Below are 16,624 nucleotides of genomic sequence, written 5' to 3' on the forward strand. Positions count from 1 at the left end.
AGGGAAGTGGTTCTTACAGTGACCACTTCCCTTATCTAATACAATTAGCGGTCACGCTCAGCGTCATATCTTGGACAGCAGACATCGTCAATTTCCGGTCATGTGAGGACGTCAGTAACACTATATTATTTAAAGGAGTGATCTTATGGCTGCGACAGTTAAATGTGTATTGCTTCAAATTGCTAGATTATCTGTAAAATTGGCAAAAGACGTACAATTCAGAAAGAAATTCGAAGGTATAATTGGCGACACACAAACAGGCACAAACAAAAGAGTTTTGCAAATGAGAGCGCTGTTAAGATCAGCTGGTTTCAAATCCCCAAATCGGGTACGAATATTTAATGATCTTGGAGAAACGCCAAAGGTAGTCATCTTTTATGATGCAATAGACGCCAAATTACAATCAAGTGTAACTCTTTCCTTTACTTTTCAATTGAATCCAGGACCATAATGATTATAATACTTTTTCATGCCCCTGCCCTTTATTAACCCAGTTTACCACTTTTCTGGGTATGCCGATATATGGTAAATAAGGTCTTTTAAAACCTCCTCTACACCACTGCGTATATCAATGGAAATACCATGTGGACAGTTCAATTGTCCTAATCGTGTACCTTTTCCACCCCATGAACGGATATATTCCCCTGCTCCATAATCCACTTGTTCAACCTACAGCATCTTACATATTAAGAATTATTAATGGAGACATTATGATTGCTTTGATTGATAATAAGGAGGATGCGTTTATGTCTCAAGAAAATAATCCCCAGAAAAAACCAAGTCCTGGCAACAATAAAGATTCAGAGGCAGCTGAATCAAAGAAAAATAAAAAATAAAATGCAGCACTAAAAACTGACATCTACAATGTCAGTTTTTTTATTTTAAAGTTGTTTAATCAAGTCTTATCAGGCTTAACTGTCTGGCCATAAATTCGCTAACAAATTTGATTTGTTGAAGTAGTTTGTTGGGTGTATGTATAAATAATTGATCAGTAACAAAATATATCCTTGTTTAAAAAACCAATAGTGAAGGAGTATAAAAATGAAAAAAGTATTATTTATAATTGGTTTCATTGGATGTTTAACGATGTTCTCAAATGCACCAGTATCTGCTGAGAATATGGATCGTACAACCACATCCAACACTAGCGATTACAGAGCGTATGCAACTAATGATGATGATGGTTTTGATTGGGGATGGCTTGGGCTTTTAGGATTACTTGGTTTAGCTGGCGCAAGAAATCGAGCTCGTGATCGTGACCGTGCATAGATTTTTATTTGATAAAACCTAGAAGCACACCTCTTAGAATAGCAATTGGAAAAAAGTCTTTTTCCGTTGAATGCTAATTTTAAGACATATTAAACAAGTCAAATTTGATAAAAAAGGAGCATTTTAAAATGGGAATTTTAAGCGGTAATCCAAAGGATGAACCAATGCACTACGGAGAAATCTTTAGTGTATGGCAAGCTTCCACTATGGCCAAAGGTGTTGTATCCTGCTACCAAGCATATTTAAACCATTCTGGAGACAAAGATCTTAAAAAAACATTAGAAGCTCTTCTAGATCAAGCAAAGCTTGAAATTAATGAATTAGATGTATTGCTTACTAATAACGGAATTGCTTCTGCTCCTATGTTGCCTGACAGACCCTCAGTAAAGCTTGAAGATATTCCTGCAGGCGCCCGTTTCACTGATCCTGAAATTGCCGCCAAAATTGCCTCTGATGTTGCAATAGGCATAGTTGCTTGCAGTCAAGTTATTGGTCAATCCATTAGAGAAGATATCGGTGCTTTATTTGCAAAATACCATGTCTCAAAAACAGCTTTAGGCTTAAAAATACTTGAGATGAGTAAAGAAAAGGGATGGGTTATTCCTCCGCCTTTACAAATCAAAAGGCCTGAAACTGCTAACGTCTAAATGAATGAGGGTGTCCCAAAAGCCATAGGCTTTAGGGGCACCCCTCTTTCTAATTAGCAATCATTTTACAACCCAGAAAAGCGCACAAATACATTTTGGATACAAAAAATTAAGTTGGATATATTATTTTTATAATTAAAAATTAAACAAATCTTGGGAGGTCAATATCAATTGATTAAAGAAATAATATCCAAACCAAAGCAACCTATTATTTGTAAAAATTGTATATGGGGTAATTGGGACGGTCTACGGCAATTTTGTTCTAAACAAAATTGTATTAAAAGTTTGAAATAGTTAAAGGTTATTCAAAGGTAACAATACATATTGTTTCACTCCCTGATGTTGCATTTCAAGTTAATTCGATATACAGCATTTCTTTTGTATTATGCGACTTATAAAATTCCAAATAAATGTCCTGAATATATTTTCAATTCTAAGGAAGAATAAACATAAAAAAACACATTAACTAGGAGGAACAAAAATTGAATCAATTTCAACCAAACAACCAAAATTCCCAACAACTCGCTCAAGCAGAACAACTTATTCAACAATTGGTAAATCAAACTCAACAAGCATCAGGTCAATATCAACTGTTATTAAATCAAGAGCTAAATAACGCGAAACTTCTTGAGCAAATCGCTCAACATGAGCAACAAGCTGCACAAATTATTCAAACAGCCTTACAAGGACACCAAACGGCACTGCAACAATTACAACAAATCTCCAATATTTGCAATCAAATTTCACATTCACAAACAACTAGCTCACAGGAAAATGCCTTTTCAAGCATGAATAATCAGCAACCATTTGGAGTAAATCACAATTCACATTAATTATATGTTCTTTGTATTTTCATGGGAAGAATGTATGGAAAGAGGTAGATATGTACTTCTATAAAGAAGACTTAATCAACAACATTGTAGTGGACAAACCTGATCCAGCAGCTGCCAAGGTTTTACAAGAAACGCTTGGCGGACAATTTGGCGAAATGCGAACGATGATGCAGTACTTTTTTCAGAGCAGCAATTTCCGAGGCAATGCTACTCAATATCGTGATTTAATCCGTGGTGTGTTTCTCGAGGAAATAAGCCATGTTGAACTGGTTCAACATACAATCAACCAATTATTGAACGGGTCTGGAGAAGAACTTCCTGGCAACGCCGGCATTGACTCCGCCCCGCTTGATGAAGCCGTTAAACTTGCAAATCCTCATCACTATATCGTTGGTGCCCAAAGCTTCTTGCCTGTCGATGCTGCGGGTAATCCGTGGCTGGGCAATTACGTGTATAATCACGGTAATTTAATTAGTGATTTATTGGATAATGTGGTGCTTGAGTCTACTGGCGTTTTACAAAAATCAAGGATTTATGAGATGAGTTCAAATAAGACGTTCCGGGAAACATTAGCCTTTCTAATGGTGCGTGACAATGCGCATCAGAATGCATTTGCTAAGGCTCTTGAAACGCTTGGCGTCGATTGGGGAAATTTGTTTCCTGTTCCAAATTACGATATTAACAAATACCCGGAATGCCGCAAATATGTTGAGCTCGGTTATCATAACGCTCAATTTAATTTTCGTTTGGATCCGACGCGAATCGGAGAAATATTTAGCGGACAAACACCTAGCCGAAACAATGGCGACTTGGAAGTTGTACCGCCTCCCGAAGGTTTTCCATTACCAATTTTACCCGAATTACCGAGTGAACATAGACCTGGGCTTTACGATATGAACGCATGAATTAATTTACAAGAAATGAACCATCTCTTCACACCTTTAGGCAACATACATAAAACCCTGTATTGCTCGTATCCAGGGTTTTATTTTTTAACCTAGATCACTTTCACATACTTTTCACTTATCGTTATCGAAATTATCTTTTTACCCTGCAGGCATTCTACCCCCTAAAGGAATCGGAGGATACAGTCGTGAACATGGAAACGATTTTCACTCATTAGTATCTCCTCCAGTATGCCTCGCTAAGAACCCATCCAGAATCTCTGTCATTGGCCTGTTTTCCAATGGTCCTTTCAGCTCGTTCCTAACCAGAAGCAAAGCAGCTGCAGGAGGCATTTGGATCGTCCGTAGCGCTTCGATCAGAGTATTCTCTTCATCACTCAGTCGTTTTATGTATTGCAACTCTATCGGTTCAGGTGTTATCACGAGTTTCACTCTCTTTCAGGGGGGGCTGTCTCCTCGAAGCAAACGGCGTCAAATACTAAATTACCCTGTTTGTTTGTCAAAAGCTTACGAGGAAGTGCTGCCACACTTACTCATTACCCAATAGAAGGCGGCATGTATCTTCAGTATTGTCAAATTTGGTCGCTATTAACCAAGGCGGACGTTGAAGAATTGTTTGATTACCTTGCTAGAAAATAAGAGCCAGCTTATTTCTGATTGAGAGCCAGATAGGTGCTTAGCAAGCTTGACAAGTAGTCCTACCAAATTTAGACTATATGAAAACATACATATGTAAGTTTCGCAAATAAGGAGGGTATTTTAGCCTTATTGACTACTATTCAAATACGGGATCAGTCGATACTACACTGCAACATATAAGAGTAGCGGAACACTCCTTGGGGTTTATGTATATACAAGTGTCCGCCACGAATGGTTTAATGAAAGCACATCAGAATGGCAAAATGGAAACGCCAGCACAGTCTTAACTGAACATGATATTCTTGAAATCATTGTATTTATCCTACCTATTCGAATAGTGAAGGACTCCAAAAAAAACAAAAAAACCTCCCCACAGCATCGCTTCGCTGTAGAGAGGCTTCCCTCTAATAAAATATCTTCTCATCCCGCTTTTCCTTCAAAATCTCCACCGCTTCACGGAACCGCAGCGAATGCACAATCTCCCGCTCCCGGAGGAACTTCAAGCTGTCCTGAAGATCGACGTCATCCGTCAGGTCAATAAGCCACTGGTATGTAGCCCGCGCCTTCTCCTCAGCCGCAATATCCTCATATAGATCCGCAATCGGATCGCCTTTCGCTTGGATGTAGGCAGCTGTCCATGGGACGCCATTTGCATTCTCATAGAACAAGGCGCTGTCGTGTGCAACATAATGAGCGCCGAGTCCCGCTGCCTTCAATTGCTCGGGCGTTGCGTCTTTCGTCAGCTTGTAGATCATGGTGGCAATCATCTCGAGATGCGCAAATTCCTCAGTACCTATGTCCGTAAGCAGTCCAATTACTTTATCCGGTATCGTGTAACGCTGGTTTAAATAACGCAGCGCCGCTGCGAGTTCTCCGTCGGCACCGCCATACTGCTCCATGAGGAACTTGGCCATCAAAGGATCGCATTTGCTTACGCGTACTGGATACTGCAATTTTTTCTCATACACCCACATGCACGGTTGCCTCCTCAAAAATAGGTGTTAGCCAAATCCGTTCTTTAGACCTGCCACGGCCAGGGAGCGTCATTCCATGACCAAGGCGTGCCGGATAAGCTTTGGCCAAAGTTTTTCAAGGGGCCATATTTTGATTCATAACGATGAGCGATTTGCTGCCTTAACTGTGCATATTGATTGTATTGCTGTATCGCACTCGCATCCGTCGGATGCGTATCCAAATATAAATTCAACTCCACCAAAACAAAATCAACTGCCTGCAGTTCGTGCAGCAGCTTGTAATATTCCTCGTTCAATACGATGCTCACTGTTAGTCCCCCTCTTCATCTCTGACGTTTTTCGAACCATAAGGACTGTATAACGCTGGCCAGAGTGTTCCATACCTCAAGGCTTCGAAGGGATTGAACTGCGGCAAATTAGGGGGCTGGAAGGAAATAAACAATTGCGGCGGCGTGCTGTAGCTTTTTACTCGTATTGGCGGGCATGGATCAAGCGGACTGACAAAGGGTTTATAATAACGAACCTGATCATTCACTTTCACATGGATGTCTCCTCTCGCAATATTCTTCAGATCAATATATGCAAGAATACTTGCCCAACATTACAGCAAGTTTCTCAAATGCAATTGCAGTTGTACCGGTACAGATACTTCTTTTTTGTATACTTATTTGAGCTTCACAAGGCACATGTCAAGCATATATCCTGGCAGACGATAGATATTTTTGCAGGGAAGCCTGTTGCTATTGATTATCATGAATCGATTCAACTCATTTTAAATGGCCGAAGCGGATATTGTTTTCACCTAAATGGTGCGTTCAGCCTCCTTCTCCGCTCGTTAGGCTACAAGGTGAACTTGCACCGGGCAGGCGTTCAGCCAATAGGCACCGAGCCCCGCATTAACGGCTTTCACTTAGGGCTGACGGTTACCTTAACGAATGACCAGCTAGAGGACGAGATCTGGATTATTGATGTTGGACTAGGCTATATGCCCCTTGAGCCTCTTCCCCTGCTTGCAGGTATATCCTCGGAATCCCCGTGGCATAATTTGTTTATTATTAGACATCGGCATGAGACAGGCAGCAATGAGCTGCGCGGTTGCATTTGGATTAAACGGGAGTTGAATGAAATTGTGAAAACAGAGATCACAAATAAAGCACAATGGCTTGATGTTTTAGCGATTCAATTTGGCGAGCTGCTCGTTAGCTATACTGAGCAGGAAAGAGATGAGCTATGGCAGAAGGTACAGCTGGCTCATAAGCAATGGAAATTATCTAAAGCGAATCAACCTAGCTAATCATGATATGAAAAACAGGCGTTTGCATACGATGCAGAAGCCTGTTTTTTTTCTGATGCATGAATCCCGTTATTCTTTTCATCTTATTATGCTGAGCGACCTATTCCCTGCAAAGCCGATTTATGAACGCCATTAACTCAGGAAGGAAATGAGTCTATTTCCATCCCTAATAGTAGGAAGTTCGCCTCTTATTGCCCTATTTTTAAAAAGGTATGCTATCAACAAATAAGGAAATGTTTTCAAATACTTCGCAATAACATTCTGCTTGAAGAGGTGATTGAGTTGAAGTTTAGCCAAAAAATCGTCGTAGCCACACTCGCTTTTACAATGACGGCATCCCTATTCAGCGGTCTGACATTCAGCGGCAAATCCATTATGAACGATACGCTGGGATTCGCACAAACGGCAAACGCAGCCGAAGCAGCTCCAAAAGCAAATTTACAGAAGCTATTCAGTATTCATAACGCCTTAACAAAAGGCGATGCTGTCGATGTTCAGGCTGTGAAGGATTTTCGTGTGGAGCTAGCTGCGCTGGATGAGACGGCAGATGAATCGCTCATTGATCCGGTATGGAACAAGATTAAGCTCAAGCTTCCGGCTTACGTTGATCAAGCGAAGCTGAAGACGAACCTTTTCCGATTCGTGAAAGCGATTCGCCTCTACCTATTAGATCCCGTGGAGAGCGATTTGGAACAAATTCGCAATGATTCGGAATTCCGAGCAGCGCTTCAGACCATTTCGGCTGCAGCTGGCCTGCCTAGTCTGACGTTAGAGGATTTTCTTATACTCTTGCTTGGCGACGGCGGCATCCGCCCAGGGTTCGAGGGTACTTTCCGCGAAACGCTGCGTAACAAATCGCCATATGAGCTGGCAGAGCTGATCAATGACATGCAGAAATCGAAAGATTTTCTCTCTCAAGAAATGACAAAAGTGCTAGGACTAGCGGATAAGTATCAGGTTAGCAGAGTGCTGCGCAATCTTGGCGTGAAGGCGCAGGATGTAATCGATATGCAGCATAATTTCGAAACGAGGCTTCAGAAGGATGATGCATCGTTTGCTGCAATAGCCATCGCCTATATGCGCTCGGATACGGTGATACATTGGTCCACTTCTCATTTTCCCGATGATCCTCCAACGTATCGTTACACTTTAAATATATTTGGTGCCTACGTTACTCATTATGACGACCTGCTTCCGATTGAAATGTCGAAAATATCAGAGAGTCCAGATCTTTATGTAACCTCCTTTAAATCGACATACATCGGACTTGCCACTCTACTGAACAATGCTAGAAGTGCTACGGCCGTTGTTCATGTTAAGCTGCTCCATCCCTTCGGCGGACCGGAGAAGGTCATCTTGGAGAAAGAGATACGACATGCGCATCCTATTTCCGAGTTTCCAAAGGAACCCTATTTCGAGAAAATCAACAGGCTGCATGAGTCGTTAAGTACGGCAGCTCCGGCGGACGTTCAAGAGATACAAGCCTTTTATGACGAGTTAAAGGCGCTGGACGTTAATGCGGATCACACCTTGATTGACCCGATATGGAATAAAATTGAACGGTTTCTGCCAGCTAGCGTCGACAAACAAAGAAACAAGCTGGCACTGTTTCAAATGTTGAAGGAAGCTGGCCAGTTAGCCTATTATGACGATTCCATTGATCTGGAAGCTTTCTTTACGAATGCGGAATACGATGGAGCACTATTTAACTACCTCTCAACAGTCCAAACCAACCTTTATGCGGAAGATCTCATGATTTTCCTGCATGGCGACGGTGCTGCGAGAAAAGGGGTACAAGGTACGATGATGGAGCTGCTTGCCAACCTGAGTCCGCAGGAGCAAATCTCGCTTCTGTTCAACCAAGAGAAGCGTGAAGCGCTGCTATACTCGGCGATAAATACTGTCTTAAGTCAAACAGACGATCGCTACTATAGATTCAGTCCTGCATTCCAGAAGCTGGGCGTTACAGCGGACGATATGATGGCAGTCGTTAACCAATTTCAAAATAAGCTAGAACACGACCAAAACGCGATCACTACAATACTGCTCGCCTATCTTCGAACGCATTCGGTAGAGCAGGTGACGGTAAGCCCAGACGGTCGCCGGCATGACTATACGTTATCTACGCTAGGCAAAGAGGTACCGAATTCCCTGCTCGTTTGGTCCAAAGCTTCTGGCAGCGACGCTGTGACCGTATCACCCGAGGGCTCCGTTATGCTTTCCAAGCCTAAAATGGAAGGTACCGCTGTTATTCAGGCTAAAGCGCTGAACCCTATCGACGAATCGGAGAAAATCATTTTCCAGAAAGAAGTGACGTTAAAGGCAGCAGACACCGGCAGTTCCATTCCGCAAGAGCTTCTCGATAGGATACAGAAGCTGCATGAGGCGATAGCTGCTGGTGACGCTGATGAGATTGAGGCTATTCGCAATATTCAAGAGGAGATTGCCTGTCTAAATGACGAGAACCATCTGAAGCTAATCGACCCGATATGGAACAAGATAATAGCAAAGCTGCCCGCTTCTTCTGACGAGGCGAAGCTTAAGAGCAGTCTGTTCGGTATGCTGAAGGCGATCAGCTCCTTCCGATACGATCCGCAGCTGTCCGAGCTCGAAGCCATTGCAGCAAATGAGGAATATCAGGAGCTGCTTAGCGCGCTTGCTGCTGCCAGAGGAGATTCGAATGTAACCATTGAAGATTTCCTCCTTTTTCTCTTCGGCGATGGCGGCGAAATCAAAGGGCTTGAGGGTACGATCAAAGCGATACTCGCTGACAAAGAAACGGATGAACTTTCTGCTTTGCTAATTAATCATTATGCCATGAATGAGGTATTAAACGAGGCGCTTGATGAAATATTGAATCAAAAGGAAACTTACGCGCTAAGCGCAGCTTTAGCCAACCTTGGCGTCACGCCTGCGGATGTGTGGTCTACCGTCCTGAATTTCCAGGAGACGCTGATGAAGGACGAGCCGGCCTTATATGTCCTGATCGCTGCCTATATTCGTGCTGAAGCGGTGGAAACGGTGAAGATTACTGCTAATGGAAAAAAGCATCATTACTCGCTTAAAGCTTTCGGGTTCAATCTTCCGTCAATGCCATTCATTATTTGGAAGCAAATATCCGGCAGCGAACAAGTTATCGTAAATCCGGATGGAACCGTATCGCTTCCGAATGAAGAGTCAAGCGGCACGGTCGTTATTGGAGCGTATCTCATGAATTTTTTTGGCAAGAGCGATCACCTGATTTTCCAAAAAGAAGTAACGCTCGTTAATGGAAAAGGCTCTGATGATCCCGAATAAGTCTTCACTATAAAGAAGGCGAGCCCTCTTCCCTTAATGGGAGGAAGGCTCGCTGTTATGTAATGACCTATTAATCCCGGACCCAGCCCTCCTCGATTTCCAGCTCGCGAATCACCTTAGCGGGACTCCCCCCTGCCAGCACGTTGCCGGGAACATCCTTGTTGACGGTGCTCTTCGCCGCGATAACCGAATTATCTCCGATCGAAACGCCCGGAAGAATGGTGCAGTCGGCACCAATCCACACATTGTTGCCTATCGTAATTTTTTTGCTAAGCTCACCCTTATCGGCACTATCCATACGATGGTAATTGCTATCAAAAATACTCGTTCTAGGACCAATTTTCACATGATTGCCAATGATGATTTGTTTATTAGCTGCGATTCCGACGCCTGCATTAATGTAGACATGATCTCCAATCGTTAGGTTCGCGCCCTTGGTGCTCGTAATTTGAACAGCCCACGGATGTCCCACAATGGAAAGGTTTCTGCCAACCTGAATGTCACCCATTCGGTTCACGAACACTTTTCCGCGCAGCTTTGGAGCCGATTTCCCGAATTTGTAGAGGCCTTTAAGCTTGTACATGACGTTATTAAATCTCATATAAAAAACCTCCACTTCTAATAAGTTCGCTTTTCGAATATTATAACAGATAATTAATCGTAATTTCGTATTATATTATTCAAAATGAATAATTAACAATAATAAAAAAAGCGGATAGTCAATAAATTGACCACCCGATTTATTCATTACTATATTTACACCGCGTACTCCCATACCTGCAAAGCCGCACCTATCATTCCGCATAAATTGCCGCGATAGGCTGCTTCAATCCGCACGCCCTCCACCATCGACGGCATCGACCGTAAAATAACTTCCTTCCTTATCCCAGCAAATAACGGATCGCCTGCCTCGGCAACACCACCGCCAATAACGATCAATTTTGGATTAAACATGTGGATGAGGGAAGCGATTGCGGAGCCAAGCGCTGCCATCGTTTCCTCCATCAGCTCTACGGCAAGCGGATCACCAGCCAGCCACCTTGCAATTACTTCTCGTGAATCTACGTTGTAGTTCAGATCGCCACTCAATAAGAGCCTCTCTGCCATGCGGTCGGCAATGCTTGTTCCTGATGCATATTGCTCCAAGCAGCCCTTTCCCCCGCATAGGCAGGGACGACCATTAAAATCGACAGACAGGTGACCGAGCTCTCCGCCTCCGCCCCATGATCCATGAACCAGGCGACCGTCGACAACGATCGCTCCGCCTACGCCGGTGCCGAGTGCTAGACATAGAAAATGATCTACGCCTTGCGCTGCTCCAAGATACTTCTCCGTTAGCGCAAGCACATTCACGTCGTTATCTACAATAGTCGGCAGGAAAAATTGCTGCTGAATGATGCTTCTCAGCGCAGTTCCAGCATAATTGGGTATAATCTCGGATGCCGATCGTATGCTGCCCTTTGCCCAATCGACTTGTCCTGCGCTTCCAATGCCAATGCCTTTGAACTCGATTGCTGGCAGCTTCACCTTCACCTCTGCCATCAAATCATGAACAGCTTGCTTCACGCGATCAACCGTCTTCGCTTGCCCAGCCATCGTACTGAGGCTTAACGTATGCAGGATAACTCCTTCCGCGCTTACGACTCCGGTATTTATTTTTGTGCCCCCAATATCCACGCCTATTGCGTATTCTGTTTGGGGATCGAACAATTGCAAGTCCACTCGCTCTCCCCCTTAACTCTACTTTGTACGCAATGCGCTGACATAACGAGCCGTAATCAGCTGCGGCCTTGTGATGGCACTGCCCACAACGACATAAGCTGCTCCGGTCTTCATCGCTTTCGCAGCATCCTCCGGCGTCCATATCCGTCCCTCTGCAACGACCGGAATGCTAACTGACTTGCATAATTGCTCCAGCAATTCAAAATCCGGCGCTTCCTGCTGCGTACTGTATGGCGTATAGCCCGAAAGGGTCGTACCAATGAAATCAGCACCCAGCTCCACAGCTGCGAGCCCTTCCTCCAGCGTAGAAATGTCTGCCATTACAGCAGCACCTTGCTCATGCGCGTAATCAATCAACGCTTTTACGGTTTCCAAGCGACCTTCTCGATTCGTAACATCAAGAGCAACGATATCCGCTTTGGCATCTACAATAGCCTTTACTTCCTCTAGCGTCGGAGTTATGAAGATAGCCGAGCCCGGAATATCCCGCTTAATAAGCCCGATTACGGGCACATCCACTTCCTGCTTGATCGCAACGATATCCGGAACACCGTTCGTTCGAATCCCGATGGCTCCGGCGCTCACTGCTGCCCTTGCCATTTTTGCCATCGCATCGCCGCCGTGAAGCGGCTCGTGCTCAAGCGCCTGACAGGAAACGATTAGCCCTTTCATAGGAAAAATATCATTCAATCGAGTCATATTGGCTGATTTCCTTTCCTTCCGAGAAATTCTATGTTTTCGCTTAGCCCTTTGCTTGCGCAATATAATTTAAGATTCGTTCATTCAATTGTTCAACGCGGTCCATATCGGAGGCTGCAACAGGCAGCAGCGGCATTCTAGGCTCGCCCGTCTCGAATCCGCGAAGCTTCAAGATCGCCTTGCATGCCCCATACAAGGACGGAAAGGATAGCAAATCCACAATAAGCTCGTTCACGATGAACTGCCATTTCTGCGCTTCGGCCATCTGTCCTTGCACATAACATTGCTCAATCTTCAAGAACAGCTCCGGCATAACGCCATACGTGCCGCCAATTCCCCCGTCCGCGCCAATGCTTCGTCCAGCTAGATACTGCTCATCTGGACCATTTAGGACAAGAAAGTCCTTTCCGCCGGCAGCCTTGAATTGCTGAAGCTCAAATGTGCTTTCCGCCGAGATTTTCACGCCAATGACTTTGTCCTGCGCTGCCATCTTGACGAGCAGACTCTTCGATAGCTGAAAGCCCGTCGTTTGCGGAATATGATAAATAATAAATGGCAGCGAGGTGCTGTCAATAATCGCTTGCCAATGCGCTTCAACGCTTTGCGGGGATAGTCGGTAATAAATAGCCGGTACAGCTGATACGGCATGAGCGCCTGCTTGCTCCGCATGTATCGCAAGTTCTACGCTGTCTCTAGTAGATGGCGACCCGACATGAGCAATGATCGTAAGCTCTTGGCCAACCTCAGCAATGACCGCCTCCAGCATTTGCTTGCGCTCTTCAACGGATTGCAGCATGCCCTCGCCTGAGCTTCCTCCAACATATAGGCCTTTCACGCCAGTTGAGGCGTAGTGGCGAGCTAGTTTCTGTGCTGCTTCTTTATTGATTTCACCCTGCTCATTGTAGCTGGAATACATCGCGATTGTAATGCCTTTGAAAATTTCCAATTCATCGTGTTTCATCGTAAAATGGCCTCCGTTTTTAGAAAGATAGATTTAGGGTAATGGGATCTCCGCTGCCTGCCTTACCCTTTAACTGCGCCCATCGTAATGCCTTGCGTAAATGCCTTTTGGAATAAAAGGAAGATAGCGATCATCGGAATAGACGCAAGCGCCGCACCAGCCATCAGAAGCCCGTAATTTGTCGTAAACTCACCTCTAAGCGTCGCTACACCTAGCGGCAGCGTCATCATCGAGGTTGACCTTGTCATAATGAGCTGGCTGAAATAATCATTCCATGAAGTAATGAAGGTAAAGATAGCAAGCGCGCCTAAAGCCGGTTTAAGCAATGGCAATATGATCGTTGTAAACAAGCGCATTTCCGAGCATCCGTCTATCTTCGCCGCCTCGATCAGCTCGCCTGGAATGGTCTGTGCAAATTGCTTCATTAGAAACACGCCGAAAGGCCAGCCAATTGCCGGTAAAATAAGTCCTTTATACGTATTTACCCAGCCAAAATCCGCTAACATCGTAAAGAGCGGTACAAGTATTACCTGTTTAGGCAGCGCCATAGCTGCAACGAACATCGTAAATATAACCACGCGGCCGGGGAATGTTTTTTTGGCGAGCACATACCCGGCAAGGGATGAAACGATACAGATCGCAATCATCTCTGCCAAAGCAATAATAAAGCTGTTGAACATCCAGCGCTCCACCGGATTTTTAAACAATTCCGTCCAGTTCTGCATCGTCGGCTTGAGCGGAAACCATTCTGGCGGAATAGTCGTTGCTACGGTCTGTAGCTTAAACGAGCCGGAAACAACCCAATAGAAGGGAAAGATAAAAAATAGAGTAGCTAATATTAAAAGGATGCCAGCCAGCACTTTTGAAACCGTAAATTCTTTTTTCCATGCGCTTTTTTTCTTTGGCTGCACCATAGTTGCTTTCATCTCTAATGAATGGTATGAACTCGAACTCATGATGTCCCCTCCTTAGTACTCAACATCGCTGCCAAAGTATTTGAATTGAATAATGGAAATAATGCCAATGACGATTGCAAGTAACACGCCCATCGCGGAAGCGTTGCCGAAATGACCTAATACGAATGCTTGCTCATATACGCCGTACATGACGGTCGATGTACTATAGACGGGACCTCCCGAGGTAAGCAGTTGAATCAAAGCAAAGCACTGGAAAGTATTAATCGTGGTGATAACGATAATATACAAATTTGTAGGCATCAGCATCGGCCAAACAATTTTCCGGAAAATCTGCCATGGCGTTGCGCGGTCAAGCTCGGCCGCTTCAATATAAGAGGTCGGAATGTTGCCAAGCGATGCGACATACAAAATAATCGGCTGGCCAACGGATGTTGTAATTAAAACAGCGATAATCGCGAGCAGTGCAGTCCTTGTGTCTCCAAGCCAAGAAACGGGCTCAGCACCGAACAAACTTGTCAAATAATTGAGAATGCCGTAGTTCGGATGATAGATCCAGCCCCATACGACCGTAATACTGACGACGGATGATACGGCTGGCAAATAGAACACGCCTCTAAAGAAGGATCTCGCAAACTCTTTTTTCTTATAAATATTGACCGCAACAAATACAGAAAATACGATAACAATCGGTACGGTAATGACAACAAGCAAAAGCGTATTTCGCATAGATTTCAGAAATGTCTCATTTTGAATGAGCGAAATATAGTTATCGAACCAAATAAAATTAAAATCTCTTAAAGAGTAATCAAAAAAGCTGATATAAATTCCTTTAACCATTGGATAAGCTACAAAGAGCAGAAAAAATCCAAATGCCGGCAGTAAAAACAGGTAACTCATCAGCCAATCTCGCAGCACGTAACCTTTCGTTTTGCGAACGGTTGCCTCCATCTCCCTCTCCCCATTCCATTCATCGATGTTTTTGAAAAGAGTAGAGCACTCGCGCACTCTACTCCCTCATGGACGCTATGTTCTTATTTAGCTGCTGCTTTAGCTTTAGCAATCGCTTCATTTGCACTCTTGGCAAAGCTGTCCAAAGCCTCTTTGCCTGTAGCTCCGCCAATCAATGCACGCTGCAATTCAGGAAACCAGAACGTACGAATCTCAGCATAGCCGTCTGCAATGGTTGGTGCATCAGTCGTAAATTTACGAGCATATTCAGCGTATGTGTATTCTGGGTCGTCATACAGGCCAGTTATGGAGTTGCGAACGGATAGGCCGCCCGTTTGAATCAGATTTTTCTTGCCGTATACTTCGTCGTTAGCGATAAAATCGATCAATTTTTTCGAAGCGGCAATTTTATCCTCATCGCCATTGTTGAACACGGCCATACCGCCGAGATACGGCTCAAGCTTAGGCTCAGAACCATCTAATGTCGGGAACGGAAGCAGCATATCTTCAAACTCGACCATTTTTTTAGATACGTTTTGCGCTTTAAGAACAGCGGAATAGTTAAGTGTGAAAGCAAGCTTCCCTTGCAGGAACAAGTCATTCACATCAGCTGCCGCAAGCGAGGCAGCACCCGTAACGCTCAACTTGTCATTTGTCGCTTGAACGATCCAATCCAGCGCTTTTGCTGCATTATCGGTGTTAATGGCAACTGCGGAATTATCTTCATTCAAAAATCTGGATACGCCTAGGTTAGCGATATAAGCGCGAGTTCCTTGGTCACCAGCTTGGCTTTTTGCGAAAAATCCAGTCGGAATAACTTCTGGCGCTTTCTCTTTAACCGCTTGAAGAGCTTTCTTATATTCGTCAAACGTCCACGTTCTGTCCTCTTTGTTCAGTGGAAGCAGATCAAGCGCACCGATTTTCTCGAAAATCGTTTTATTGACGGCCATCATGAATGGCGCGGTATTAATCGGATACATATAAATTTGTTCGCCCACGCTTGATTGCTTCCAGAAGGCCGGTGAAATATCGTTTTTCACTTCATCGGTCACCATATCATTCAGCGGAGCAAGCAAATCCTTTTTACCCCAGTCGATAATGCGTCCAGGCGCATCATAGATAACGTCAGGGGCGGTATTGGAGGCGATCGCGACGTTCAGCTTCTCAGGGCCGCCTTCAAAGGTGATCATCTCTAAATTAACTTTAATTTCCGGGTTATTCTCATTGAATGCGGCAATAATTTCTTTCTCGTATTTGCCGACCTCGCCATCCAGCGCTTGGAAGGTTGGGAAGTTCCACCATGTAATTTCAACAGGCTTGGCTGCCGTTTCAGTAGCAGCAGGTGTATCGCTGGCTTTGTTTGTTGGCTCGTTGTTCGTATTCGTGTTTGAGTTCCCGCATGCCGCTAGCTGCATGCCTAGCAAAGCGACACCTACAATCGTCATCAGACCTTTTTTCATAACCGTCATTCAAATACCCCCCAGTATGTTTTGGAATAAAATGAGAACGTCTTATCCCT

Annotated in this window: 17 protein-coding genes; 7 read left to right on the forward strand and 10 right to left on the reverse strand. The window is 44.3% G+C overall.

Annotated features, from left to right (window positions below):
• The first annotated feature begins 145 nt into the window (after positions 1 to 145).
• The 5 genes from AC2TDN_RS23135 to AC2TDN_RS23155 all read left to right on the forward strand — a co-directional run bounded on the left by AC2TDN_RS23135 (position 146) and on the right by AC2TDN_RS23155 (position 3,654).
• Positions 146 to 451, forward strand: a complete 306-nt coding sequence (locus tag AC2TDN_RS23135; protein ID WP_484690320.1) for a hypothetical protein — start codon at positions 146 to 148, stop codon at positions 449 to 451.
• 590 nt (positions 452 to 1,041) lie between these two features.
• Complete coding sequence (locus tag AC2TDN_RS23140; RefSeq protein WP_484690321.1) at positions 1,042 to 1,269, forward strand: WGxxGxxG family protein; 228 nt, start codon at positions 1,042 to 1,044, stop codon at positions 1,267 to 1,269.
• Between the two features lie 128 nt (positions 1,270 to 1,397).
• The gene (locus AC2TDN_RS23145) at positions 1,398 to 1,916 is read left to right on the forward strand and encodes a DUF3231 family protein (protein ID WP_482067410.1); all 519 of its coding nucleotides are present in this window, start codon (positions 1,398 to 1,400) and stop codon (positions 1,914 to 1,916) included.
• A gap of 482 nt (positions 1,917 to 2,398) precedes the next feature.
• Entirely contained in the window at positions 2,399 to 2,749 is a 351-nt protein-coding gene (locus AC2TDN_RS23150; protein ID WP_484690322.1) for an AMP-dependent synthetase and ligase, read from the forward strand.
• 50 nt (positions 2,750 to 2,799) lie between these two features.
• The gene (locus AC2TDN_RS23155; protein ID WP_484690323.1) at positions 2,800 to 3,654 is read left to right on the forward strand and encodes a manganese catalase family protein; all 855 of its coding nucleotides are present in this window, start codon (positions 2,800 to 2,802) and stop codon (positions 3,652 to 3,654) included.
• A gap of 1,043 nt (positions 3,655 to 4,697) precedes the next feature.
• On the opposite strand, the gene AC2TDN_RS23160 is transcribed toward AC2TDN_RS23155, so the two are convergent.
• From AC2TDN_RS23160 to AC2TDN_RS23170, 3 genes are read right to left on the reverse strand one after another with little or no spacing between them, the layout of a single operon-like run.
• Positions 4,698 to 5,267, reverse strand: coding sequence for a manganese catalase family protein (locus AC2TDN_RS23160; protein ID WP_484690324.1), 570 nt, complete (start codon positions 5,265 to 5,267; stop codon positions 4,698 to 4,700).
• 44 nt (positions 5,268 to 5,311) lie between these two features.
• On the reverse strand, positions 5,312 to 5,575 hold the full coding sequence (locus tag AC2TDN_RS23165) for a spore coat protein CotJB (protein ID WP_482067415.1): 264 nt from the start codon (positions 5,573 to 5,575) through the stop codon (positions 5,312 to 5,314).
• A 2-nt stretch (positions 5,576 to 5,577) separates the two neighbouring features.
• A complete protein-coding gene (locus tag AC2TDN_RS23170; protein ID WP_482067526.1) occupies positions 5,578 to 5,802 on the reverse strand; it encodes a spore coat associated protein CotJA in 225 nt (74 codons plus the stop codon).
• Between the two features lie 84 nt (positions 5,803 to 5,886).
• Between AC2TDN_RS23170 and AC2TDN_RS23175 the strand changes: the two genes are divergently transcribed.
• Both AC2TDN_RS23175 and AC2TDN_RS23180 read left to right on the forward strand, forming a co-directional pair.
• The gene (locus tag AC2TDN_RS23175) at positions 5,887 to 6,561 is read left to right on the forward strand and encodes an arylamine N-acetyltransferase family protein (RefSeq protein ID WP_484690325.1); all 675 of its coding nucleotides are present in this window, start codon (positions 5,887 to 5,889) and stop codon (positions 6,559 to 6,561) included.
• A 282-nt stretch (positions 6,562 to 6,843) separates the two neighbouring features.
• The gene (locus AC2TDN_RS23180; RefSeq protein WP_484690326.1) at positions 6,844 to 9,858 is read left to right on the forward strand and encodes a hypothetical protein; all 3,015 of its coding nucleotides are present in this window, start codon (positions 6,844 to 6,846) and stop codon (positions 9,856 to 9,858) included.
• 70 nt (positions 9,859 to 9,928) lie between these two features.
• Here AC2TDN_RS23180 and AC2TDN_RS23185 read toward each other — a convergent pair whose 3' ends face one another.
• The 7 genes from AC2TDN_RS23185 to AC2TDN_RS23215 form a co-directional block, all read right to left on the reverse strand.
• On the reverse strand, positions 9,929 to 10,459 hold the full coding sequence (locus AC2TDN_RS23185) for an acyltransferase (protein ID WP_484690327.1): 531 nt from the start codon (positions 10,457 to 10,459) through the stop codon (positions 9,929 to 9,931).
• Positions 10,460 to 10,614: 155 nt separating this feature from the next.
• Positions 10,615 to 11,580 carry an ROK family protein gene (locus tag AC2TDN_RS23190; RefSeq protein ID WP_484690328.1) on the reverse strand — a complete coding sequence of 322 codons (966 nt, stop codon included), beginning with the start codon at positions 11,578 to 11,580 and terminating at the stop codon, positions 10,615 to 10,617.
• A gap of 18 nt (positions 11,581 to 11,598) precedes the next feature.
• Positions 11,599 to 12,279 (reverse strand): N-acetylmannosamine-6-phosphate 2-epimerase, encoded by a 681-nt coding sequence (locus AC2TDN_RS23195; protein ID WP_482067420.1) that lies wholly within the window; start codon positions 12,277 to 12,279, stop codon positions 11,599 to 11,601.
• 43 nt (positions 12,280 to 12,322) lie between these two features.
• Entirely contained in the window at positions 12,323 to 13,240 is a 918-nt protein-coding gene (locus AC2TDN_RS23200; RefSeq protein ID WP_484690329.1) for a dihydrodipicolinate synthase family protein, read from the reverse strand.
• Positions 13,241 to 13,302: 62 nt separating this feature from the next.
• Positions 13,303 to 14,196 (reverse strand): carbohydrate ABC transporter permease, encoded by an 894-nt coding sequence (locus AC2TDN_RS23205; protein WP_484690330.1) that lies wholly within the window; start codon positions 14,194 to 14,196, stop codon positions 13,303 to 13,305.
• 12 nt (positions 14,197 to 14,208) lie between these two features.
• The gene (locus AC2TDN_RS23210; protein ID WP_484690331.1) at positions 14,209 to 15,105 is read right to left on the reverse strand and encodes a carbohydrate ABC transporter permease; all 897 of its coding nucleotides are present in this window, start codon (positions 15,103 to 15,105) and stop codon (positions 14,209 to 14,211) included.
• An 83-nt stretch (positions 15,106 to 15,188) separates the two neighbouring features.
• A complete protein-coding gene (locus AC2TDN_RS23215) occupies positions 15,189 to 16,574 on the reverse strand; it encodes an ABC transporter substrate-binding protein (RefSeq protein ID WP_484690332.1) in 1,386 nt (461 codons plus the stop codon).
• Positions 16,575 to 16,624: the final 50 nt, after the last annotated feature.

The sequence above is a fragment of the Paenibacillus sp. Y660 genome (genome assembly GCF_057221575.1).

Coding starts and splice junctions, on each gene's coding strand:
- AC2TDN_RS23145 (WP_482067410.1), top strand. CDS start 1,398: ATGGGAATTTTAAGCGGTAATCCAAAGGATGAACCAATGCACTACGGA.
- AC2TDN_RS23155 (WP_484690323.1), top strand. CDS start 2,800: ATGTACTTCTATAAAGAAGACTTAATCAACAACATTGTAGTGGACAAA.
- AC2TDN_RS23215 (WP_484690332.1), bottom strand. CDS start 16,574: ATGACGGTTATGAAAAAAGGTCTGATGACGATTGTAGGTGTCGCTTTG.
- AC2TDN_RS23195 (WP_482067420.1), bottom strand. CDS start 12,279: ATGACTCGATTGAATGATATTTTTCCTATGAAAGGGCTAATCGTTTCC.
- AC2TDN_RS23160 (WP_484690324.1), bottom strand. CDS start 5,267: ATGTGGGTGTATGAGAAAAAATTGCAGTATCCAGTACGCGTAAGCAAA.
- AC2TDN_RS23205 (WP_484690330.1), bottom strand. CDS start 14,196: ATGAGTTCGAGTTCATACCATTCATTAGAGATGAAAGCAACTATGGTG.
- AC2TDN_RS23185 (WP_484690327.1), bottom strand. CDS start 10,459: ATGAGATTTAATAACGTCATGTACAAGCTTAAAGGCCTCTACAAATTC.
- AC2TDN_RS23200 (WP_484690329.1), bottom strand. CDS start 13,240: ATGAAACACGATGAATTGGAAATTTTCAAAGGCATTACAATCGCGATG.
- AC2TDN_RS23140 (WP_484690321.1), top strand. CDS start 1,042: ATGAAAAAAGTATTATTTATAATTGGTTTCATTGGATGTTTAACGATG.
- AC2TDN_RS23210 (WP_484690331.1), bottom strand. CDS start 15,105: ATGGAGGCAACCGTTCGCAAAACGAAAGGTTACGTGCTGCGAGATTGG.
- AC2TDN_RS23135 (WP_484690320.1), top strand. CDS start 146: ATGGCTGCGACAGTTAAATGTGTATTGCTTCAAATTGCTAGATTATCT.
- AC2TDN_RS23175 (WP_484690325.1), top strand. CDS start 5,887: ATGCAATTGCAGTTGTACCGGTACAGATACTTCTTTTTTGTATACTTA.